Annotated in this window: 14 protein-coding genes; 11 read left to right on the forward strand and 3 right to left on the reverse strand. The window is 37.8% G+C overall.

All coding sequences use genetic code 11. From position 1 onward, the window contains the following. Positions 1 to 5 precede the first annotated feature (5 nt). A complete protein-coding gene (locus tag EV201_RS16510; RefSeq protein WP_207224497.1) occupies positions 6 to 2,252 on the forward strand; it encodes a hypothetical protein in 2,247 nt (748 codons plus the stop codon). A 58-nt stretch (positions 2,253 to 2,310) separates the two neighbouring features. On the opposite strand, the gene EV201_RS14035 is transcribed toward EV201_RS16510, so the two are convergent. The 3 genes from EV201_RS14035 to EV201_RS14045 all read right to left on the reverse strand — a co-directional run bounded on the left by EV201_RS14035 (position 2,311) and on the right by EV201_RS14045 (position 6,203). Beyond that, the gene (locus tag EV201_RS14035) at positions 2,311 to 3,063 is read right to left on the reverse strand and encodes a DUF4197 domain-containing protein (RefSeq protein WP_130308276.1); all 753 of its coding nucleotides are present in this window, start codon (positions 3,061 to 3,063) and stop codon (positions 2,311 to 2,313) included. Positions 3,064 to 3,212: 149 nt separating this feature from the next. After that, entirely contained in the window at positions 3,213 to 5,651 is a 2,439-nt protein-coding gene (locus tag EV201_RS14040) for a TonB-dependent receptor (protein ID WP_130308277.1), read from the reverse strand. 225 nt (positions 5,652 to 5,876) lie between these two features. Continuing rightward, complete coding sequence (locus EV201_RS14045) at positions 5,877 to 6,203, reverse strand: hypothetical protein (RefSeq protein WP_130308278.1); 327 nt, start codon at positions 6,201 to 6,203, stop codon at positions 5,877 to 5,879. Positions 6,204 to 6,513: 310 nt separating this feature from the next. On the opposite strand from EV201_RS14045, the gene EV201_RS14050 reads away from it, so the two are divergent. From EV201_RS14050 to sov, 10 genes are all read left to right on the forward strand, one after another. Beyond that, positions 6,514 to 7,386 carry a M23 family metallopeptidase gene (locus tag EV201_RS14050; RefSeq protein ID WP_130308279.1) on the forward strand — a complete coding sequence of 291 codons (873 nt, stop codon included), beginning with the start codon at positions 6,514 to 6,516 and terminating at the stop codon, positions 7,384 to 7,386. Positions 7,387 to 7,439: 53 nt separating this feature from the next. Continuing rightward, complete coding sequence (locus EV201_RS14055) at positions 7,440 to 8,588, forward strand: 1-deoxy-D-xylulose-5-phosphate reductoisomerase (RefSeq protein WP_130308280.1); 1,149 nt, start codon at positions 7,440 to 7,442, stop codon at positions 8,586 to 8,588. A 111-nt stretch (positions 8,589 to 8,699) separates the two neighbouring features. Continuing rightward, positions 8,700 to 10,043 (forward strand): RIP metalloprotease RseP, encoded by a 1,344-nt coding sequence (gene rseP / locus EV201_RS14060; RefSeq protein ID WP_130308281.1) that lies wholly within the window; start codon positions 8,700 to 8,702, stop codon positions 10,041 to 10,043. Between the two features lie 87 nt (positions 10,044 to 10,130). After that, positions 10,131 to 10,331: a Sec-independent protein translocase subunit TatA/TatB gene (locus EV201_RS14065; RefSeq protein WP_130308282.1), complete on the forward strand. Its 201-nt coding sequence runs from the start codon at positions 10,131 to 10,133 to the stop codon at positions 10,329 to 10,331. Positions 10,332 to 10,523: 192 nt separating this feature from the next. Next, positions 10,524 to 11,876: a lytic transglycosylase domain-containing protein gene (locus EV201_RS14070; RefSeq protein ID WP_130308283.1), complete on the forward strand. Its 1,353-nt coding sequence runs from the start codon at positions 10,524 to 10,526 to the stop codon at positions 11,874 to 11,876. Between the two features lie 53 nt (positions 11,877 to 11,929). After that, the gene (locus tag EV201_RS14075) at positions 11,930 to 12,946 is read left to right on the forward strand and encodes a DUF4837 family protein (protein WP_130308284.1); all 1,017 of its coding nucleotides are present in this window, start codon (positions 11,930 to 11,932) and stop codon (positions 12,944 to 12,946) included. A gap of 51 nt (positions 12,947 to 12,997) precedes the next feature. Further along, positions 12,998 to 13,378 (forward strand): hypothetical protein, encoded by a 381-nt coding sequence (locus tag EV201_RS14080; protein WP_130308285.1) that lies wholly within the window; start codon positions 12,998 to 13,000, stop codon positions 13,376 to 13,378. Between the two features lie 203 nt (positions 13,379 to 13,581). Next, positions 13,582 to 14,661 carry a 4-hydroxythreonine-4-phosphate dehydrogenase PdxA gene (gene pdxA, locus EV201_RS14085; protein ID WP_130308286.1) on the forward strand — a complete coding sequence of 360 codons (1,080 nt, stop codon included), beginning with the start codon at positions 13,582 to 13,584 and terminating at the stop codon, positions 14,659 to 14,661. Positions 14,662 to 14,714: 53 nt separating this feature from the next. Next, positions 14,715 to 15,296 carry a Holliday junction branch migration protein RuvA gene (ruvA, locus tag EV201_RS14090; protein ID WP_130308287.1) on the forward strand — a complete coding sequence of 194 codons (582 nt, stop codon included), beginning with the start codon at positions 14,715 to 14,717 and terminating at the stop codon, positions 15,294 to 15,296. A 23-nt stretch (positions 15,297 to 15,319) separates the two neighbouring features. Further along, complete coding sequence (gene sov / locus EV201_RS14095) at positions 15,320 to 22,819, forward strand: T9SS outer membrane translocon Sov/SprA (protein ID WP_165389671.1); 7,500 nt, start codon at positions 15,320 to 15,322, stop codon at positions 22,817 to 22,819. The last annotated feature ends 64 nt before the right edge of the window (positions 22,820 to 22,883 follow it).

The raw sequence follows: 22,883 nt of genomic DNA on the forward strand, positions 1-22,883 counted from the left end.
AGAAAATGAAAAAATTATTTTTAGCCTTATTGGCAGTTTCTGTACTTGGTTTTTCAAGTTGTTCAGATGATGATGATCCTCAGCCAACACCAAATCCTGAGGTGAAATTTGATGTGGAAAATTTCAAAGGTGAAATCATGGATGGCGAGGCGATCACCTTAGATGCTTCAAAAACCTATATGTTATCGGGTGCTTTGATCGTGAAAAAAGGAGGGAGTTTAACGATTCCTGCAGGAACCCGAATTGTAGCCAGTGCGACATCGGCAAGCGATGTTGATGTGCGTTATATTGCCGTTGAGCAGGGGGCAAAAATTTATATCAAAGGAACAGCATCGGCTCCGGTTGTCATGACTTCTGAAGTGAAGGAAGCTGAAGCCTGGGGTGGTTTAGTAGTTTGTGGTTATGCGCCAACCAACAAAGCTGATGCAGGTAGTGCTGGTGCTGAAGTATCGGGTTTGGCTTATGGAGGCGACCAGCCTAATGACAGCTCAGGTTCTATAGAGTACTTGCGTTTGGAGTACACAGGTTATAAATACACGAATGAAAAAGAGTTCAACGGCCTGTCTATGTTTGGAGTAGGTTCGGGTACAGTTGTTGACTATGTGGTTTCATACAAAGGGGGTGATGATGGAATGGAGTTCTTTGGAGGAACCGTAAATGCATCTCACCTGGTATCGGTTGATAGTGGTGACGATGGCATTGACTTTGCTGATGGTTGGTCAGGAATTGGTGAATATTGGTTCTCTTTAAACTCAGCAAAATCAGGTATCGAAGGCTCGAATAATGGTGACAACGGAGCAGCAACGCCTATGACTGATGCGACGCTTAGAAACATTACGGCTTATGCTATGGGAGAAAAACCTTTCTTTTTGAAAGAAGGTGCCGGAATGATGAATATCGATAATATCGTAATCGGTGGTTTGAAAGCTGAAAAAACACAAGCTATCTTTTATGCTTCTTCGGATGATGCAGATGCTGCAGCACGTATTAATGCGGGTGATGTTGTTGTAAGCAATGCCAATTTTGTTGACATGAAAGAGGGGCAGACCAAAGCCGTGAGTATTTTAACTGTTGGTGAAAATATTGAGGCTAAGGGAGCTGGTAATGGTATCAATAAGCCGGACTGGGTGTCAGATGCTTTGAATACAGTGGATGCAAACACAACTGTTTTTGGTGATGCTGTTGTAGCCAGAGTTGCTTTTAAAGGTGACATCACCAGCGACATGACACTTGATGCCAACACGATTTACATGTTAAACGGTGCAGTTGTTGTTAAAGAAGGTGCGAGTTTAACGATTCCTGCCGGAACAGTGATCATTGCTTCCGAAGTTAGCGCTAACGATACGGATGTGCGTTATATTGCTGTTGAGCAGGGAGCTAAAATATTTGTGAACGGAACGGCTGATGCTCCGGTTGTGATGACCTGTGAAAAAACGGAAGCTGAAGCTTGGGGAGGTTTGGTTGTTTGTGGGAAAGCACCAACCAATAAAGCGGATGCAGGTAGTGCCGGAGCTGAAGTATCTGGTTTATCTTACGGTGGTGATGTGGCCGATGATAATTCCGGGAAAATTTCTTACCTGCGTTTGGAATATACGGGTTATAAGTATACCAACGAGAAGGAGTTTAATGGATTATCACTTTTCGGAGTGGGATCTGGAACGACTGTTGAGTATGTTGTTTCATATAAAGGTGGTGATGATGGTATGGAGTTTTTTGGAGGAACTGTTGATGCCTCTTACTTACTTTCATTCGAAAGTGGTGACGATGGAATCGATTTTGCTGATGGTTGGTCTGGAACAGGAATGAACTGGATGTCAATTAACTCAGCTAAATCAGGAATCGAAGGTTCTAATAATGGTGATAATGGGGCTGCCACACCAATGACCCATGCGACATTGAAAAACCTATCGGTTTTTGGAATGGGTGAGAAGCCATTTTATTTGAAAGAAGGCGCTGGTAAAATGAATATTGATAATATCGTGATTGGTGGTTTAGCTGATAATAAAGGACAGGCTTATTTCTATGTTTCCTCAAGTGATACAGATGCTGCAGATCGAATTGCTGCGGATGATATTGTGATCACGAATGTGAAATTTGATCAAATGGGAGCAGGTAATACAGAGAAAGCTGCTGCAGGTTTATCATTTACTGAAAATGCCAATGCAACAGGAGCGGGTAATGGTTTTGGAAAACCAAGCTGGTTATCTGATGCTTTAAATAAAGCTTACAATGGAGAAGTGATTGTAAATTAAGGTTGGTTTAGGTTTAGTTGAGAAAGGCAGATCTGTAGGGATCTGCCTTTTGTTTTTTCTAGTCTTGTTCACTAAAGACTCTTTTCAAAATAGAGCTAACCCGTTTCATGGGATCTTTTCTAATTTGCAATTCTTCCTCAGCTACTTTTAAGAAGAGGGCATCAAGGGCCTTGTTGGTTACATAGTCGTCGAGTTGGGAGTTGACCGTTTTGAGATCTGCCAGCTGTCCAACAAAACTTTGAGCAACTTGATTGTATGATTTTGTAAGCAAGTTCCAGGATTCTGTTGTAGATAGATTAGCAATCAGTTTTTTATCAAGTGAATTTTTTACTTTAGGCAAAAAAAGTTCTTTCAGTTTGGCGTAACTCTTGTTTTTTAAATAGATGGTTGCTGCATTTTTATCGCCTTTTAGTATACCAAAAGCATCCTGAATCGTCATTTCAGAAATTGCAGTGACAAAAATTGGTGTGGCTTCTGCAACGGCATCTTCAGCCGCGCGATTGAGTCTGAGCACAACTTTGTCAACCAGATCCTGTCCTCCGGGAATCATTTTAATATGTTTGGTGATGCTTTTAGCCTCGGGCGGTAATAGTATTTTCACAAGTTCATCCTTGTAGAAACCATCTTGTGCGGATAGGACTTTCGATGCCTGTTCACTACCTATTACCAGTGCCTCTTTTAAGCCTTGCGATACATCAAACGAAGTCAGAGGTTTGTTTTGTTCGATGGCATATTCGTTAACGACGGTTTGTAGTTCGGCACAGGAGGTGAAATACAGAACTGATAGCAGAAGGATTGATTTCTTTAACATTTTTAGGATAATTGATTATAGCTCGCAATTTATAAAAAGAAATGTTGGCTTCTAAATCTAAATAACAAGGGACAAGGTGAATAAAAAAGCGGAGTAAAACCCTAAAGTTTATACTCCGCCGGACTCTAACCGATAGAATCACTAATTGTTTATAGTAGGTTACCTAACTTTATTCCAAAATGAATGGTACGTGGGTTTAGTGGGCCATAAATCCAGCTGGCATCGCGATAAGCTCCTTTGTCGAAATCGTCCTGGAATGAATTGAAGATGTTTTTCACTCCCAAGTCAAATTCCAGTTTTACATCGCCACCTAAATCGAAGTGGTAAGCAAAGTTGATACCTATATCCATAAATTCACCACTCTTTGTGAGTTGATCGCCGATAGCCAGACCATTGGCATCTTTTTTAACCCCGAAATGAATCAGATCCATTGATCCGGAATAGTTTCCTGAAATTGTTGTTGTAAATTCGTGCAGAGGTTTCCAGTTCATAGCGAAGTAGCCGTAATGGCTTGGTGTTCTCAGCATCTTATCCATTTTGATTTCTGTTAAATCGCCCTGCTCAATCTTTTCTTTGTACTTGCTTGATTGCAAAGTCATACCCATTTGGAAATCGAGTTTGTATGATGGAGCGACTTTAAACTCAAGATTTACGCCTTTTACGATGGCACCCTTTGAATTTTTACGATACGAAATCAGATTCCCATTTTCGTCATTGGTACTGTATTCATTAACGAAAGAGTCGTTTAAATCGGTATAAAAACCTTCAGCCAGGAAATAGGTTTGTACTTTGCCAAAACTCTTGTCGATATCATAAGATACGGTGTAAGAGTTTGAAGACTCTGCTTTTAAGTTTTCGGATAATTTATGAATCACACGACGCGCAGCTGAAGCTTCAATATGCAAATCTTCATCAAAAATCTGAGGGGCGCGGAAACCCCTGGCATAGCTCAAACGCAACTGCATATCCTCATCCAATTTGAATAGAATATTGGCTCTTGGGCTGATCACCGTGTTGTTGATTTCAGAATGATCAACACTATTTTTGATTTTATATGCATCCATTCGAGCGCCTATAAGGAAGTTTGCAAAACCCAAATCCCACTTCGATTGAGCATATGCGCCTATGGTGTTTGAACTCTGGTTGGCAATAATGGTAGTTGGTTCAATGGTATTTGTGCTATAATCCATATATGAAAGCTTTTTATCCTTGAGCTTATTATATACGTTTTCAAAACCTAAAGTGATATCGGCAGGAGCAAAAAGTAAATTGTCGGAATGGCTGAAGAATTGCACACCTGCAGATATGGCCAAATCCTGAGTCGCACCATAGGCACTGTTATCGTAAATGGGCTGAGGCAAATCAAATCCGGCATCATCTTTCAATTGAGCAGCGCCATAATACGACGATCTGTCAATATGTTGAGCCGATGCATATACCGAAAGTTTGTTAACTCTCTCTTCTGAGAAAAATTGATCTAAAGTGATACTCCCTGAATTAATGTTGTGTTCAACTTGTTCGGCAATAAGCGACATGTGAGCGGGTAATTCCAATTGATCACCACCTCTACGAAATTCATCAACAACGTGGTATTCCAAACTTAATTTTGACAAATCGCTTAAACGATGGAAGGCATTGAACCCGGCACTTAAGTTCTTTAGTTTTACGATGTCAGAGAAGCCATCCTTATTGGCATCCCAGGCATCTTTGTTGCGTTTCATTCCAAAAAGAAAGATGCCTGATTGCTTATCTTCCGAAACGACAGAAGCATTAAAATCGACAAGAATATCCCCGGCAGGTTTATCGCTGGCTTTTACACCCGTGCCTACGCTGCTGTATTTGGCACCGACTTTAAATGAATTGTTAACCGGGTCTTTAGTGATAACATTGATGGTTCCCGCGATGGCGTTTCCACCAAAAAGAGCCGAACCACCGCCACGTACAACCTCAATACGTTGAATCATACTTGGTGGAATGTGCTCTAGTCCATAAACTCCTGCCAGACCACTAAATATAGGGCGTGAATTAATAAGGATTTGTGTGTAGGGACCTTCGAGGCCGTTCATTCTAACTTGTGAGAATCCGCAGTTGTTGCAATCATTCTCAACTCGTAGACCAGGTGAAAACATCAGACCATCAGCCATGGTTGAAGCGGCTGTATTTTCGAGCAATTTGGTTCCAATTGAGTTGACAACAACGGGGGCATCTTTACGTGATATCTGATTGCGGTCAGCCGTAACCACGACCTGATCGAGACCAATGAAATCTTCATTCATTTTGAATGTAAGCGTATTGGCTTGTCCAAGTTTTACAGCGAATTCTTGTTTGTCAGCTCGATATCCTACGCAACTTGCGATGACATGATAATTTCCGGCGGGTACATTTATTATCTCAAATTCCCCTTCAAAATTGGTGACCGCCCCAATCGATGTTCCTTCAAGGGCAACATTGGCAAAGGATACGGGTTCATTGCTTGTAATATCAATAACTTTCCCCTTAATGGTCGTGGTGTTGTTTTCTGCATTAGTATAAAGTGAAATGGATGTTATTAATAATAAGCTAAGACAAAGTCTTGTGATGATTCTCATTTTAGTATGTATTGAATATGAAAGTTCAAATACTTAAATACAATTCCAATTGCTAGAATTAGAAGAGTCTTAGTATGATTTGTTTTAATTTTGATGTAATAATGTAAGGACCTCAGGTATGTGTATACCTTGGTTCGATAATTATGAAGTTGTATGACATTATGATGAGTGTCAGACAATGATAATTATGTATTTATAGATGGGGTCATCTAAAATCCTTAATATTTAGGCGAAAGTAGGTGGAGGCCTGTTGTTAAGAAGGCTGGCCGTGAATCCAAAATTAGAATCGATAAATTTAAGTTCGATTCGCTTATAAACCCGGCTAAAAATACAACTGAGGGCAAAGACAGAAGCAAAAATAAAAAAGAAACTTGTTAATTGCTGAATCGAGGCACAGTCGTGACTTGTATGGGAGTGTGAATTCCCATTGTTATTGGTGTGAAAAGGGTGTGCATGAACCAATAGACTCCCATTGGCTTGTTTGTGGATATGCAGGTTGAATAAAGCATTCCCAGTCAGTGCGAGCACTGCTGGAATAACTGCTATTAACACAGCAAATTTTATTTTTCTAAAGAATTCCATCAAACATTATATCACTTGAATTTTTCAACGTTACAAACATAATGCCTTTCAATATTTCCTACAATACCTATATCATGTGATATTGATAAAAAAACACTAAAACATGTTTTTAGCTTCTGAGTGAATATTGACGACTTGTTTTTTTATTGACAATGAGGTTTATTGGAGATGATTTTAAATTAGAGAAAGCGAGCCGTATAATTTATTTAATTCTTATAACTTTGCCTTTCGAGTTTTAACTGATGCTATTGATGTTTCAATCGATCTAAATAACGCAAGTATGAGTGAAGTAAAAGAGAAGAAAGCTATAATAGAGAAACTCCGAAATAAGTACCGTTTAACCATTTCAAATGAAAGTACTTTTGAGGAGGCTTTGTCTTTTCGATTATCCAGATTGAATGTGTTTACCGTAACAGGGGTGTTCTCAATTTTCTTAATTGCGTTTATAACTGTTTTGATTGCTTTTACACCTTTACGTGAATATATTCCCGGTTATCCCGATGGAAAAATGCGTCGAAATATTGAGCAAAATGCCATCTTGGTTGATTCTCTTAGCTTAGAACTTGAGAAAAGAGATCGTTTCTTTAGTGGTATTCGCAATGTAATTTCAGGTAATGACTTTGACAATGTGATGCAGGATAAAGCTGATTCTATTGTTGATCCTAAATATAAAGGTTTGCAGTTTACCCAATCGGAAAATGACTCAATATTTAGAAAAGAGCATGAAGCTGAAGAGAAATATAATTTGACACTTTCAGGCGAAAATAAAGCGCGGGGGATATCAAGTATACACTTCTTTACACCCATGAAGGGCATGGTGTCCAATCCATACGATGGGCAGTCAGGACACTATGGGGTTGATGTCGTTGGTCCGCTTAACGAACGAGTTTCGGCAGTTATGGATGGGACCGTCATTTTTGCGGAGTGGACTTTGAATACAGGTTATGTGATACAAATTCAGCATGGTAAGGATCTTGTGTCTATCTATAAACACAATCAGGAATTATTAAAAAAAGCCGGCGAATTTGTCAGAGCGGGTGAAGCGATTGCTATACTTGGAAATTCAGGAGAGCTAACTTCAGGTCCGCATTTACATTTCGAATTATGGCACAATGGAAAGGCTTTAAATCCTGAGAGTTATATCAAATTTTAAATCCTGATAAAAGATATTTGTTGTTGGGAAATCAAAAAAAAGTAAGGGACTAAATGAGTAAACATATTGCAATCTTAGGATCTACAGGTTCTATCGGAACGCAAACACTTGAGGTAGTAGAATCTAATCCGGATTTATTTGTTGTTGATGTTTTAACTGCAAATAATAATGTGGACTTGTTGATTGCCCAAGCAAAGAAATTTCAACCGAATGTTGTTGTCATTGCCAATGAGGATAAGTATGCGTATTTGTCTGATGCCTTAAAGGATGAGGATATTAAGGTTTATGCAGGTATTGATGCGATTTGCCAGGTTGTGGGCATGTCGTCGGTGAATATTGTGGTAACAGCTATGGTTGGCTACTCTGGTTTGTTACCTACTATAAAAGCTATTGAAGCTAAAAAAAATATTGCCCTTGCCAATAAAGAAACGCTGGTTGTAGCGGGTGAAATTATTCAGAAATTGGCTTTGGAAAACGGCGTGAGTATTTACCCTGTAGATTCGGAACATTCGGCTATTTTTCAATGTTTAATTGGTGAATTCGAGAATCCGGTTGAAAAAATATACCTTACGGCTTCAGGAGGTCCCTTCCGTGGAAAGGATAGAAAATTCCTTGAAAGTGTTACGTCTAAACAAGCCCTTAAACACCCCAATTGGGATATGGGAGCAAAGATCACAATTGATTCAGCCAGTATGATGAATAAGGGTTTTGAGGTGATTGAAGCTAAATGGCTTTTCGATCTGAAACCTGAGCAGATTGATGTGATTGTTCATCCTCAATCTATCATCCATTCTTTGGTGCAATTCAAGGATTCATCCATGAAAGCTCAAATGGGTTTACCCGATATGAAGCTTCCAATTCAGTTTGCATTGACTTATCCTAAACGTTTGGAAACGAGCTTTGAACGTTTTAATTTTCTTGATTATCCCCACTTGAGTTTTGAGCCTGTTGATACGCATGTGTTTAGAAATTTAGCTTTGGCTTACGAAGCGATGAATAGAGGGGGGAATATGCCTTGTATTATCAACGCAGCCAATGAGATCATGGTCGAAGCTTTTTTGAGAGATCAGGTTGGCTTCCTTCAGATGAGTGATATTATTGAAACTTGCATGCAAAAAGCGAGTTTTATCGCCCGGCCAGTTTACGAGGATTATGTTGCTAGTGATGCTGAAGTTAGGGAATTAGCTGCCTCTTTGTTATAAAATTCTTACCTTGCCGTGATTTTTAATTGAACAGTCAATGGAATTGAGGAGGTTCGATTTTTGAGTACAATCCTGATTTTTTAGGATGCTTAATTTGTTAAAAGAAATTAAATGGAAATATTAATAAGAGTATCTCAGTTTCTTCTGAGTTTGTCTATTTTGGTGGTTCTCCACGAATTGGGACATTTTGTTTTTGCAAAAATTTTTAAAGCACGTGTTGAGAAATTCTACATGTTTTTTAATCCGGGTTTTTCCCTTTTTAAATATAAGAAAGGTGAAACTGAATATGGTATTGGATGGATTCCTCTAGGGGGTTATGTGAAGATATCAGGTATGATTGATGAGTCAATGGATAAGGAGCAATTGGCATTGCCACCAGAGCCATACGAGTTTCGTTCGAAACCAGCTTACCAAAGACTTCTGATTATGGTTGGTGGCGTTTTGGTGAACTTTATTCTTGCCTTTGTCATTTATATTTCGGTTCTATTTGCCTGGGGAGATGCGTATCTTCCTGCTGAGAATGTGAAATATGGTTATGTGTGCGACTCTTTGGCGCAGAGTATTGGTTTGCAAAACGGAGATAAGATTCTTGAATTGGACCATCAAAAGCAGGTGAAATATTCGGATATTTTAACCAATATTCTTTTGAATAGTCCTCAAAGCATGCAAGTTGAGCGAGAAGGGGAGATGATTGATATTGCTATCCCGTCAACTTTTGTAAAAGATCTACTTGCTAAGAGTAGTAAAGGGTTTTCAATGTCCCCTGTGATTCAGCCTCGTCTCCCTTTACAACCCTTTGTGATTAGTGGATTTTCTAAGGAATCAATGGCCAAAGAAGCTGGAGTAAAAAAAGGGGATGAAGTCCTCCTTGTGAATGGAAAGGATTTCGAGTTCTTTGATGAATACTTGGCTTATCTCCAAACTCTAAAAGGTCAAACAGTAATGCTTACTGTTAAGCGCGATGGTGAAGTTCATGAGATTTCATCGAAATTAGATGAAGAAGCTAAGTTGGGTGTCTCAATAAAACCTTATAATCATTTTGAATTTGCAGCAATTGAGTATAGCTTTTTAGAAGCGATTCCTGCTGGGATTAACAAAGGCGTTGATAAATTGCAATCGTATTTGAAGCAATTTAAATTGATCTTCTCATCAGAAACGAAAGGCTATAAATCTATCGGTGGTTTTGGAACCATCGCTAGTATTTTTCCGGGCGTTTGGGATTGGCATGCCTTCTGGAACCTGACAGCCTTCTTGTCAATTATTTTGGCAATCATGAATATTTTACCGATTCCAGCATTGGATGGAGGGCATGTGATGTTCTTGTTGTACGAAATTATCACCCGACGTAAGCCTGGGGATAAGTTTATGGAATATGCTCAAATTGGAGGTATGATTATTTTGTTTGGCTTGCTAATTTTCGCCAATGCAAATGATATCATGAAAGCTTTCAATTAGGTTGAATGGAGTGTATTTCAGCGATCTGTCTTGATACTTTAGATGAAAATACTATATTTGTGACATCTAAAACTTAAAAAAAAACTTATGAACCTTTTTGTTATAGCCGGAATGGTTGGACCATGGCAAGTTGTTATCATTGTATTTGCTCTTGTACTTTTGTTTGGGGGTAAAAAAATTCCTGAATTGATGAAGGGCTTAGGTCAAGGAATGAAAGAGTTTAAAAAGGCTACTGAATCCGAAGACAAGGAAAAAGACAAGGACGAAGAGGATAAAAAAGATAAATAATAAATAAAGGCAGGTTATAAAACCTGCCTTTTTTATGTCGCTGACTTTTAAGAGTTATTCGTCTCTTTTTAGGGGCTTTTAAGAATTGATATAATTACTACAATATTGCGTGTTTTTTGAACTGAGACAAGGATAAAATGCTTATCTTAATTCCGCCAAAATACATACTAAAATTTGAAGTGATTATCCTCTATGAGATATACAACACCAGCTTTTAAAGTCTTATTAATTATCGGAGTTATACTAAGTTCTTTTTATGCCAGCTTGGCTATCGATAAGACAAAGTCTTCTTGTTTAGTGAGATCTGAAGGTATCGAAAGAGGCGAAAGCAAAAAGTCTGAACTCAATGGGAAATCGGTTCATAACAATCCTATCCCTGTTTTTTCAAAGGAAGAATATGTCTGGCGTTTTGACAAGCTGAACGAGGCATGCCCCATACAGCTCGATTTTAATGATATTGTGAAGCGATATATCGATGTTTATTCGGTTCGTCATCGCGATAAAACCGCTCGGATTTTAGGTCTAAGCGAAATTTACTTTCCAATTTTTGAGGAATACCTTGATAAGTACGGTCTGCCTCTCGAATTAAAATACATTGCCGTTATTGAGTCGGCTTTAAATCCTAAAGCAAAGTCTCGATCGGGAGCGACGGGTTTGTGGCAGTTCATGTTTCATGCCAGCCGAATGTTCGATTTGAAAATCAATTCTTATGTTGATGAAAGAATGGATCCGGTAAAGTCAACAGATGCGGCTTGTAAATACCTGCAATATTTGTATCGCATATTTGGGGATTGGCAATTGACAATTGCGGCTTATAATGGAGGTCCTGGAGTTGTGCGTGACGCGATAAAGGCATCGGGAGGCAAAACGAATTTTTGGGATATTGCCCCTTTTCTACCCGAGCAAACCCAAAAGTATTTACCTGCTTTCATAGCTGTTAACTATGTGATGACTTACAATCAGGATCACAATATCATACCCGAACATTTAAAGTTCTCTTACCTGAAACTTTCGGATGTCAACGTAAAAGAACCTTTGTCTCTGATGAATGTTTCAAAAGAATTGGATATTTCTATTGAGGATTTAAGGCGATTAAACCCAATTTATAAACTTGATTTTATTCCTAAAAGTGAATTGCCGGCTAGGTTGACTTTGCCGGTTGATAAAGTAGCCGCTTTTATTAATGAAGAATCAAGATTATATGCAGCCCCTCAAAAAAAAGTTCTGTATCACGACTTAGAAAAGAACATGTCGTCAACACGCGGCAAAAGGTGTATTGTTCACATCGTTCAGGCGGGTGAGTTTTTTCATAAAATAGCAATGAAATATTCATGCACCAGTGAGAATATCAAAACATGGAATAATTTGAGAGGAGATATTCTTCATATTGGCCAGAAACTTAAGGTTTGGGTACCGGTCTCTCAAAGCAGTTCCAATACCATGAAAAATTTAGATTTATTGGATTTAGTTCATGTCTCAGGATACAATGATCAGAATTCAAAATCGACAAATACGCATATCAGTATGCTTACTAATTCGTATTGATCAAGGGAGTTTAAGTAAAAATAAAACAAGAATATATAATTAAAATATCAGTTATGAAATCTATAATAAAATTTGGTGTCGTTTGTTTAATTCTTGTTACAAGCATCAGTTCTTGTAAGAAAACCACAAAGGGATTAATGCCAACAGTTACGGGGCAGTCGGGAGAGATTGTCATTTTAAGTAGTATGGCATTATGGGAAGGTGTCGTTGGCGATTCGATAAAAACAATTTTTAATGATATTCAAGTTGGGATGCCACAGGATGAGGCCGTAATGGATCTTTTTCACCTGAATCATGAGGCCTTTACCAGTATGTTTAAAACACATAGAAGTATTTTAGAGGTTAAAGTTGCTTCATCAGTAAAGAAACCCAGATTGGTTGTGAAAGATAATATGTATGCCCGTACACAAGCATATATGCGAATTGAAGCTGCTACTACTAAGGATATATTGGAGGTTTTAGATAAAAACAGAACAAAGATTCTGGCTTACTTTATTCGTGGTGAACGTAATCGAAAAATTGGCATTATTTCAAAAGCTCCCGTGCAGGAGATTTTTGATTATCTAAAAAAGGAGAAGCAGTTTACATTAGCATTTCCATCGGGTTATAAGGTTAGGAAAACAGAACCTGATTTTTATTGGGTAAGTAAGGAAACGCCTGAAACAAGTCAAGGCATGTTTGTTTATACTTACGATTACCTTACTGAAGAAGCCTTTGATAAGGATGCAATTTTGATGTTGAGAAATCAAAAACTAAAGGAGTTGGTTCCGGGTCCTTCCAAAGGATCGTATATGACGACAGAGAACAACTTCCCAATTTCATTTAATCATTTTGAGTTTCAAGGGAATTATGCAGTTGAGATGAGAGGTCTATGGAAAGTTCAGAATGATTTTATGGGCGGACCCTTTGTTAATATTTCATTTCTTGACTCGGTTAATAATCGTGTGATTTGTATGGATGCGTATGTGTATCGTCCTAATAAGGATAAGCGTGAGTTGTTGAGAGAGCTTGAAGCGATTATGTACACATACACTCCGGTGAATAAAGTTTCTAAGAAAAATAAGAAATAGTTTCTGGTTTAAATTTTGCCGGATTTGAGTTGAATAAATACAAAAGACGAAGTGAATCTTCCTGATTATAATCAAATTAATGTTTCTAAGTATCGCGATAAAGTCGAGATCATAAAACAAGTTGCAGCTCAGATTGAAAAAGATTTTTATCAATTTGGGTTCGAAGTTCAGTTTTCAGGAAACCCGCATAATGCTTATGATGAACTTTTTTCTCAGATAATTGAGCATGTGGCCTATATGCTTAGCCAGGATTATCACCGTTTGGTTTTACTCTTGTATCAAATTGATTTGAGCGAAAAAGAGATATTAAAAAATGAAATAAAATACCCCAATGCGGATAAACACCAGCTTTTGTCGGAATTGATTATTCAGCGTGAGCTTAAAAAGGTGCTTATCCGAAATTATTTTAAAGAGAATCCTGATAAATTATAATCATCGATACTTGTTAAGCTATGAAATAGAGCGAGATGATTATAATAGATCTTTTCTTTAATCTTATTACTTTTGTGAAAACATATTTGGATTGCTGCTCTTCATTTTGGATTTAGAGATTGCATAGAAATGAGGTTTCTTAAATAAGAGACTTCCATTTTGATAGATGCTGGCAATTCAATCGATATATAAAAAACAGACCAATGAAAGATACTAAAATAAAAGTCGGAATAACACAAGGTGATATTAATGGGATTGGCTACGAGGTGATAATAAAAACCTTGATGGATGCTCGAATTCTGGAAATATGTACACCTATTATTTATGGTTCGCCTAAGGTTGCTGCATATCACAAGAAGGCACTTAATATCGAGGACTTTAGTTTAAATAACATTAAGACGGCTCAGGATGCTCATACCAAAAGAGTTAATGTAATTAACTGTACAGATGAGAATATCAAGGTTGAACTTGGTAAATCAACTGCAAGTGCAGGTGTTGCAGCTTTAGCTTCTTTGGAGGCTGCAGTAAAGGATTTAAATGAAGGAAATATTGATGTTTTACTAACTGCACCGATTAATAAAAAGAATATCCAGTCGAAGGATTTTGTATTCCCGGGGCATACAGAGTATTTGGAATCCAGAATCAATTCAGGAAAATCGTTGATGTTACTGATTAGTGAAAAACTTAGGGTTGGTGTTGTGACGGGGCATATTCCAATCTCAAAAGTCTCAGAAAGTATTACGGAAGATAAGATTATTGAGAAATTAACGATTCTGAATAAATCGTTGATTCAGGATTTTGGAATTCGTAAACCAAAGGTGGCTGTTCTTAGTCTGAATCCGCATGCCGGGGATGATGGTTTGATTGGCTCTGAAGAAAAGGATGTAATCATTCCGGCTATAGAAAAAGCCAGAAAGAGTGGTATTATGGCTTTGGGGCCATATCCTGCTGACGGTTTCTTTGGATCAAATGATTATTCAAAGTTTGATGCCATTTTGTCCATGTATCACGATCAGGGACTGACGGCTTTTAAAGCTTTATCTTTTGATTCCGGGGTTAATTTTACTGCTGGCTTATCTAAAGTGAGAACATCTCCTGCTCATGGCACAGCTTATGCAATTGCGGGAACCAATGTTGCTTCTCCTGAATCTTTTCAGAAAGCTTTATATATGGCTATTGATGTTTATCGAAACAGAATACAATTTGAAGAATTGAATAAGGATCCAATGAAGGTAAAAACGCCAAGTGCAGATTTTCAGAACAAAAGACAATCTGTAAAATAACTGCTGTTTTTGATCTAAATATACTGTAAATACACTCATCCAATTTTACCTATATGTTTGAATATATCAAAGGTGATATAAATGAATTGACCCCTACGAATGTGGTTATCGAGAATCATGGTATGGGGTATATTATTAATATATCACTAAATACATACTCTCAGCTTTCTGGTCATAAATCCACTCAATTGTATTTGCATCAGGTTATTCGTGATGATGCTCATCTTTTCTTTGGATTTAAAGATTTGAAGGAGAGAGAAATCTTTCGTTTGTTGATTTCTGTTTCAGGGGTTGGTGCAAATACAGCCAGAATGATGCTTTCGTCACTAACTGCTGATGAAATTAAGAAGGCCATTTTTTCTAATAATTCCAAAACATTGCAGGATGTTAAAGGAATTGGAGCGAAAACGGCACAACGAATTATTATTGAACTTAAAGATAAGATTGGGAAAGAAGATGAAATGGGCGAAATTGTATTGCTTCAGGACAATACAATTCGTGAAGAAGCGTTATCTGCTTTAATAATGCTTGGTTTTGCTAAAAATTCTATTGCCAAAGTACTTGACAAAATTATTAAAGTAAATTCCCCGGCAAATGTTGAGGAGTTAATTAAATTGGCTTTGAAACAGCTGTAATCTAAATCGTAAAATCCCCCTTCTTGAAAAAATTGGTTCAATACATATTAGCGTTTTTGTTTTTATTCTCTCTAGGGCTTTCGAGTAAAGATCGTTCTTTGAGGGCAGATGCTTATTCTTTTGAGAGTTTACAACAAGATAGTACACTAAAAAAGAGTACAGAACGGATCATCAACCCTAAATCACCGTTTAATAAGGCTAAAAAGAAAAGTTCTAAGGATGAGTCATTGCCTTATGCTTTTGACGATGAAGATGATACCAAGCTTAAAAAAGATCAAGTCAAGTCGCCTTTATATTTGAACGATCCGTCTAATATTGAGACAACAATTGTTTACGATCCTGTAACGGGAAATTATATTCTTAAAAAGCGAATTGGAGGAATGGATTATCGCAATTCAACCTCGATGTCGAAATCTGAGTTTCAAGCCCAGCAAAATCAGGCAGCTTTAAGAGACTATTGGATGGAGCGCATTTCATCAGACAGGTATGTTAGTGGTGCTGATCAGCGTTCTTTTTTGGGTTCAAAAGTGTTTGGTAAGCTGTTTGGTAATACCGCTATTTCTATTAAACCTCAGGGGGCTGCTGAACTGAGTTTTGGTATTAGTACAACCAAGGTTGATAACCCAACCATACCTGAAGAACTTCGAAAAACGACCAGTTTCGACTTTGATGAGAAGATCCAAATGAGTGTTTCGGGTAAGATTGGAGATATCCTATCTATGGAGGTGAATTACAACACCGAAGCGACTTTTGATTACGAAAATCAGATGAAACTGGAGTATAATGGTGAGGATGATAACATCATTAGAAAAGTTGAGGCTGGTAATGTATCTATGCCGATTTCCAATACTTTGATCACCGGAGGACAGAATCTTTTTGGTGTGAAAACTGAAATGCAATTTGGGAAACTTTCTGTGGCATCGGTGTTTTCTCAGCAAAAAGGGGAAACCAAGGTCGTGAATATGGAAAATGGGGCTCAGAAGAGTGAATTTGAAGTTTCGGCTGATCAATATGAAGCGAATCGTCACTTCTTTCTATCAAAATATTTTTATGACACTTACGATCAGGCAATGGCCAAATTGCCGATTGTGAATTCGGCCGTTACAATCAATAAAATTGAGGTTTGGATTACGAATAAAAATTCAAATTTTGAGGACTCCCGAAATTTTGTTGGTCTTGTTGATTTGGGTGAAAATTACGTTTCGGGAGAATACCCGGATAATGAGAAGACTGGTTCAAATAGTAGTTTCTATAACCAATTTACTGATGGTGTATATAGTGGAGTACGTGATATAAATCAGGTTACCAGTGTTTTAAATGGGAATTATGTTGCGGGTAAAGACTACGAGAAAGTTGAAAATGCACGACTATTATCGGAAAATGAATACACATTAAATAGACGTTTGGGTTATATCTCATTGAATCAATCGTTGAATGCTGATGAGGTTTTAGCTGTGGCCTATCAGTATACCGCAAACGGAGAAGTATATCAGGTCGGTGAATTTTCGACAACGGGTGTTAGTGCGCCTCAATCTCTTATTCTGAAACTTATAAAAGGAACCAATTTGAATCCATCACTGACCAGAACGTGGAAGCTGATGATGAAGAATATCTACAATATTGGTGCTTATCAAATCAATTCTGAAGATTTCCGTCTGGATGTGTTGTATCAGAATGATCAGGCCGGCTCTCAATTGAATTATATCGATATTGATGGAACAGGAAAAAATGAAATTTTATTGAGCTTATTGAACCTTGATAATTTGAATTCACAACTGGATCCTAGTCCTGATGGGATGTTTGACTTTATTGAGGCTTTAACGATTTATCCGAATAAGGGACGAATCATCTTCCCGGCTAAGGAGCCATTCGGTTCGTATTTACGATCGAAGATTACGAATAATGCTATTGCAGATAAATATGTTTTTGAAGAACTGTATACCAAAACACAAAATGAAGCCCAGCAAATTGCTGAAAAAAATAAGTATGCCCTTAAAGGGAGCTACAAGTCAACAGGTGGATCAGAAATCTCATTAAATGCATTGAATGTCCAGCCTGGATCGGTTGATGTGAAGGCCGGAGGAATTAAGCTTATTGAGAATATCGACTATACGGTTGATTATACCCTGGGACGAGTTAAAATTATTAATCAGGCATTACTTGAAGCAGGTACACCCATTTCAATCTCATCTGAAAGTAATTCGCTCTTTAATATCCAAACGAAAACATTGGTTGGGGTTCAGATGGACTACCAGTTTGATAATGATTTTAATTTGGGAGCAACCGTAATGCATCTTTCAGAGCAGCCACTAACCCAGAAAGTGAATATTGGTGACGAACCGATTTCGAATACCATTTGGGGGTTGAATGGGAGTTACAGAACGGAATCCATGTTCTTGACGAATTTGGTTGATAAACTTCCGTTTATCGAGACTAAAGAACCATCTCAAATTTCTATTGAAGGTGAATTTGCACAATTGGTACCCGGACATAATAAGGCAATTGGTAGTTCAGGAACAGCCTATATCGACGATTTCGAAGGGACTGAAACGTCCATCGATATGAAGAATTACAACTCCTGGGTTCTAGCCAGTACGCCACAAAATCATCCTGATTTTCCTGAAGGTAATCTGAATAATGATTTGGCATACGGTTTTAACCGTGCTAAGCTAGCCTGGTATGTGATTGATCCGCTTTTTAATAGAAATACCTCTTCAACACCGGCACATATCCGATCGGATAAGGAACAATTATCGAATCACTTTGTTCGCGAGGTTTATGAAGAGGAAATCTGGCCTAATAAGGAAACTGCGACTGGTATTCCAACAAATATTTCAGTGCTGAATTTAGCATACTATCCTACAGAAAAGGGGCCCTATAATTACGATGTGGATGGGCGAGCCAATATTTCAGGTGGTATGAATGCTGATGGAACATTGAAAAACCCTGAAAATCGATGGGGGGGAATTATGCGTAAGATTGAGACCAATGATTTTGAGGCAGCGAATATTGCTTATGTAGAATTTTGGATGATGGACCCATTTGTGTACGATAAGACTCACAAAGGCGGGGATATCTTGCTTGATTTAGGTAATGTTTCTGAAGATGTTTTGCGAGATTCACGTAAGGGTTTTGAGAATGGCTTACCTACCAGTAGTAATATTGTTTTGGTTGATTCAACCGTTTGGGGACGTGTTCCTTTAGTGCAGTCACTGGTTAATTCTTTTGATAATGATAACCAATCCAGAAAATATCAGGATGTTGGGATGGATGGTTTGGCTACTGAAGACGAGAAGACTTTCTTCGATAAATATATCTTGGATGTGCAGAATTCAGCCAACTTGGGTGTTGGTTCAAAAGCCTATTCGAATGCCATTACTGACCCGTCCAGTGATAACTTTCATTATTTCAGAGGTGGTGATTTTGATGCGACTGAGGTAAGTATTCTGGATAGATATAAGAATTTTAATGGACCTGAAGGTAATTCACCAACGGCTGACCTGTCACCAGAACCCTATACTACTTCCGCTACAACTTTACCCGATGTAGAGGATATCAATCATGACAACACTTTGAGTGAGACAGAGGCCTACTATGAGTATAAAATTCATCTTGCTCCTGATGAGATGAAGGTCGGTCAGAACTTTATTGTGAATAAGGTTGAAAGTACGGTAGATCTTGCAAATGGAACAAAGGGTACGGTAAACTGGTTTCAATTTAAGGTTCCGGTTGAAGAATATAATAACAAGCTGGGGAACATTAACGACTTTACTTCGATTCGTTTCATGAGAATGATGATGAAAAATTTTGAAGAAGAAGTGGTGTTACGTTTTGCTAGTTTGGATCTGGTTCGTGATGACTGGAGAGAATATGATCAAACTTTACGTCCTGATTTATTAGAGTCTTCTGAAGATACTCGCTTCGAAATATCAGCAGTCAATATCGAAGAAAATGCTGAGAAAGAGCCTGTAAACTATGTTTTACCTCCAGGGATCGATCGTGTTGTTGATCCAAGTAACCCTCAGCTTTTGCAATTGAATGAACAAGCAATTCAGTTAAAGGTGACCAATTTGGAAGAGGGAGATGTTAAAGCGGCCTATAAGACATTGAATATGGATGTTCGAAAGTATGGTACACTGAAGATGGATGTTCATGCTGAGAGAATAGAGAATCTGAATCTTGAAGATGACGACTTGAGAGTTTTTATTCGTATGGGATCTGACTATCAGAATAACTACTATGAGTACGAAATACCTTTGAAGTTAACCCCCTTTGGTCACTATACAAATGATAATTTGGATGACAGATTAATTGTATGGCCGGATGCCAACCGTTTCGATTTTAAATTGAATTTATTTTCGGGGATAAAACAGAAAAGGAATAATGAAATGCGTGCTGATAAATCAAGTGTCAGTCTTACTGATATTTTTGAGCGACCCGTTATCGAGCTTGATCGAAATGCCGGACCTTTAGCTGAGAATAATATTATACGTATTAAAGGAAATCCAAACTTAGCCAATGTTCGTACAGTGATGATTGGTGTTCGTTATCCGCAAGAAGGGACTGAAAACGATGGTGAACGAAAAGCTGTTGAAGTTTGGTTGAATGAGCTACGGTTGACCGATTTTGACGAAGATGGCGGTTGGGCTGCTAACTTGCGAGTGACCACGAAACTAGCTGACTTGGGAACTTTAACCTGGGCTGGTAGTCGAATGACTGCGGGTTTTGGTGGTATCGAAGATGGTGTGAACAGTAGAAATAAGGAAGATATTTTCCAATATGATTTCTCCGCCAGTCTTGAGCTGGGTAAATTCTTTCCTGAAAAATCAGGAGTGAGAATACCGATGTATTATGCTATTTCTGAGGAAACCTCAAATCCTGAGTATAATCCTCTCGATCCGGATATTCCTCTTGATGTTGCACTTGATCAAGCTGCAAATAAAAAAGAACGAGATTCGATTAAGCATATCGCTCAAGACTATACCAAGCGAAAAAGTTTCAACTTGACGAATGTTCGTATTGAAAAGCAGGAAGGAAAAGCCAAATTGCTTGATGTTTCGAATCTGTCTGCTACCTATTCGTTTAACGAAACATATTCCCGAAATGTGAATAAGGTACGTGATCTGGAGAAGAACTATCGTGGGGTACTGAATTATACTTATAGTTCACGACCAAAGAATTACACACCATTCAAGAAAACAAAATCATTAAAATCGCCTTATTTGCGTTTATTACGTGATTTTAATTTTTATTTGATGCCAACACAGGTTTCGGTTCGTTCAGATATTCAGAGGTATTATCGCGAAATTGAAACCCGTAATATTGAGCAACCTGATCTTTTGATAACGCCTACTTACGATAAGAATTTCAACTGGTATCGTTATTACGATTTGAAATATAATCTGACGAAGAATCTGAAATTTGATTTCTCTGCGACCAATACATCACGTATTGATGAGCCAGATGGAATTGTTGATAAGGATAGAGATAGAGATGCCTATAATATCTGGAAGGATTCTATTTGGAATAATATCATGGATGGAGGGCGTAATGTGCAGTATCACCATAATTTTAATGTGACCTATAAGATCCCTATTAATAAGATTCCGTTTCTAAATTGGACCTCTTTGACAACCCGATATACGGGTTCATACGATTGGAATGCAGGTGCAATTGTTGAAGATGAGAACGTTGAACATGGTAATATCGTTCGAAACTCGAATAATATTCAGTTGAATGGGCAAATGAATATGGTTAATCTCTACAATAAATCTAAATTTTTGAAGAGGATTAATCAGAAACATAGCGGTACCAGACGCTATAAAGCCCAAAGTAACAAATATGAAAAGGTTAGTTACGAGGGGGAGATAGATGAACTGAAAGCTATGGTTGGTAAGTCAGTATATCATAAGTTAGGCACTAAAGATATTCAGGTTAAGGTTTACGATTTAGAGGGGAAAGAAGTTCGAATTGAATACCGACCGCTTTCAGCTAATCGGGTGCGTGTGATCTCTAAACGATCCTTGAAAAATGCTCGTGTCAGAATAAATGGAAGGGTAGAGGAAAAAGATAATTTATTTGTCAAACTTGGGGAAAACATTCTCAGACTGGGTATGAGTGTTCGAAATATCTCTTTAGGTTATTCAGAAACAAATGCCACAACTTTACCTGGATATTTACCACAAACCAATTTCTTTGGAGGTGAAACTTATAACGGATCGAAAGCTCCAGGCTTTAATTTTTTAATTGGTAATCAGGACAGGGATTTTGCTGCAAAAGCAGCCCGAAGGGGATGGATTACAACGGATCAAACACTGAATGCACCTTATGTGATGACCCATACTGAGAATTTCACGTTTCGATCAACCATTGAGCCAATTAAAGGTTTGAAAATAAATCTGAATGCAAATCGAAATTACTCGAAGAATATCAACGAGTTTTATATTTATAACGAAACTGAATCGACACCTGATCAACCAGTATTCGATGCAAAAAATAAGACACTAACCGGGAACTTCAGCATGACTTTCATGAGTATGAAATCGGCGTTCTTTAGTATAGGTAATACAGGTAATTATTCTTCAAAATATTTTGAGGAGTTTCTGAAAACGCGTCAGTCTGAATCGTTACGCTTGGCTAAGAAACGATGGGGGGAGACTTACGAGGATCACCCTAAAACTATAGAAGTTGACGGAAAAGAAGTTATTGTAAAAGATTATTATGAAGGTTATGGTCCAACATCACAGGAAGTGTTAATACCAGCCTTCCTGAAAGCATATGGTGGCGGAGGGAGTAAGTATAATAAGCTTTTCCCGGGAATCGATAAGATGATGCCAAATTGGCGGGTAACTTTTGATGGTTTATCCAAGATTCCTTTAGTTAAGCGTTATTTCAAGTCGATTAATATGAATCATTCATATACTTCAACCTATAATATTGGATCCTACAATAACAATTTGAATTATGTAGATAATGGATATGGCTTTACGGATGAATTTGACTTGGTTGACAACTATTTATTGAGGTATGAAGCCAATTCTGTTTCGATAAATGAGCAGTTTAATCCGCTGATTAATATTGATATGATGTGGAAGAATAATTTTACAACAACTTTCGAGATTAAGCGTGCTCGTAATCTGACTTTAAGTTTGGCAAATACACAGTTGACCGAAGTGGCTTCAAGTGAATTCATTTTTGGCTTGGGCTATCGTTTTGATAATTTGGGACTGATTATTGGGTCAGGATCCGGTCAGAAGAAATTTAATAGTAATCTAAATCTTCGTGGTGATTTATCTATCAGAAAGAACAATACCATTATTAGAAAGATTGTTGATGAAGTTGATCAGTTGACTTCAGGCCAGAAGGTTGTGAGCATTAAAATGTCAGCAGACTATGTGCTGAGTAGTCGCTTTAATTTACGATTGTATTACGACCGAATTGTGAATGAACCCTATGTATCACTTTCATACCCAACTACAACAACGGAATTTGGAGTGAGCGTACGTTTTACACTCGCTCAATAGTCTTATGTCCAATAACATAAACAAATATTTATTTTGAAATAAGAGTTTATTTAATAGTTCGAAA

Origin of the sequence: Ancylomarina subtilis (assembly GCF_004217115.1) — a bacterium.
Taxonomy (GTDB): Bacteria; Bacteroidota; Bacteroidia; order Bacteroidales; family Marinifilaceae; genus Ancylomarina; species Ancylomarina subtilis.

Excerpts from the sequence above, each read along its gene's own strand:
- EV201_RS14035 (WP_130308276.1), bottom strand. The coding sequence starts at position 3,063 with ATGTTAAAGAAATCAATCCTTCTGCTATCAGTTCTGTATTTCACCTCC.
- EV201_RS14050 (WP_130308279.1), top strand. The coding sequence starts at position 6,514 with ATGAGTGAAGTAAAAGAGAAGAAAGCTATAATAGAGAAACTCCGAAAT.
- EV201_RS14075 (WP_130308284.1), top strand. The coding sequence starts at position 11,930 with ATGAAATCTATAATAAAATTTGGTGTCGTTTGTTTAATTCTTGTTACA.
- EV201_RS14055 (WP_130308280.1), top strand. The coding sequence starts at position 7,440 with ATGAGTAAACATATTGCAATCTTAGGATCTACAGGTTCTATCGGAACG.
- EV201_RS14065 (WP_130308282.1), top strand. The coding sequence starts at position 10,131 with ATGAACCTTTTTGTTATAGCCGGAATGGTTGGACCATGGCAAGTTGTT.
- EV201_RS16510 (WP_207224497.1), top strand. The coding sequence starts at position 6 with ATGAAAAAATTATTTTTAGCCTTATTGGCAGTTTCTGTACTTGGTTTT.
- EV201_RS14070 (WP_130308283.1), top strand. The coding sequence starts at position 10,524 with ATGAGATATACAACACCAGCTTTTAAAGTCTTATTAATTATCGGAGTT.
- pdxA (WP_130308286.1), top strand. The coding sequence starts at position 13,582 with ATGAAAGATACTAAAATAAAAGTCGGAATAACACAAGGTGATATTAAT.
- ruvA (WP_130308287.1), top strand. The coding sequence starts at position 14,715 with ATGTTTGAATATATCAAAGGTGATATAAATGAATTGACCCCTACGAAT.
- rseP (WP_130308281.1), top strand. The coding sequence starts at position 8,700 with ATGGAAATATTAATAAGAGTATCTCAGTTTCTTCTGAGTTTGTCTATT.
- EV201_RS14040 (WP_130308277.1), bottom strand. The coding sequence starts at position 5,651 with ATGAGAATCATCACAAGACTTTGTCTTAGCTTATTATTAATAACATCC.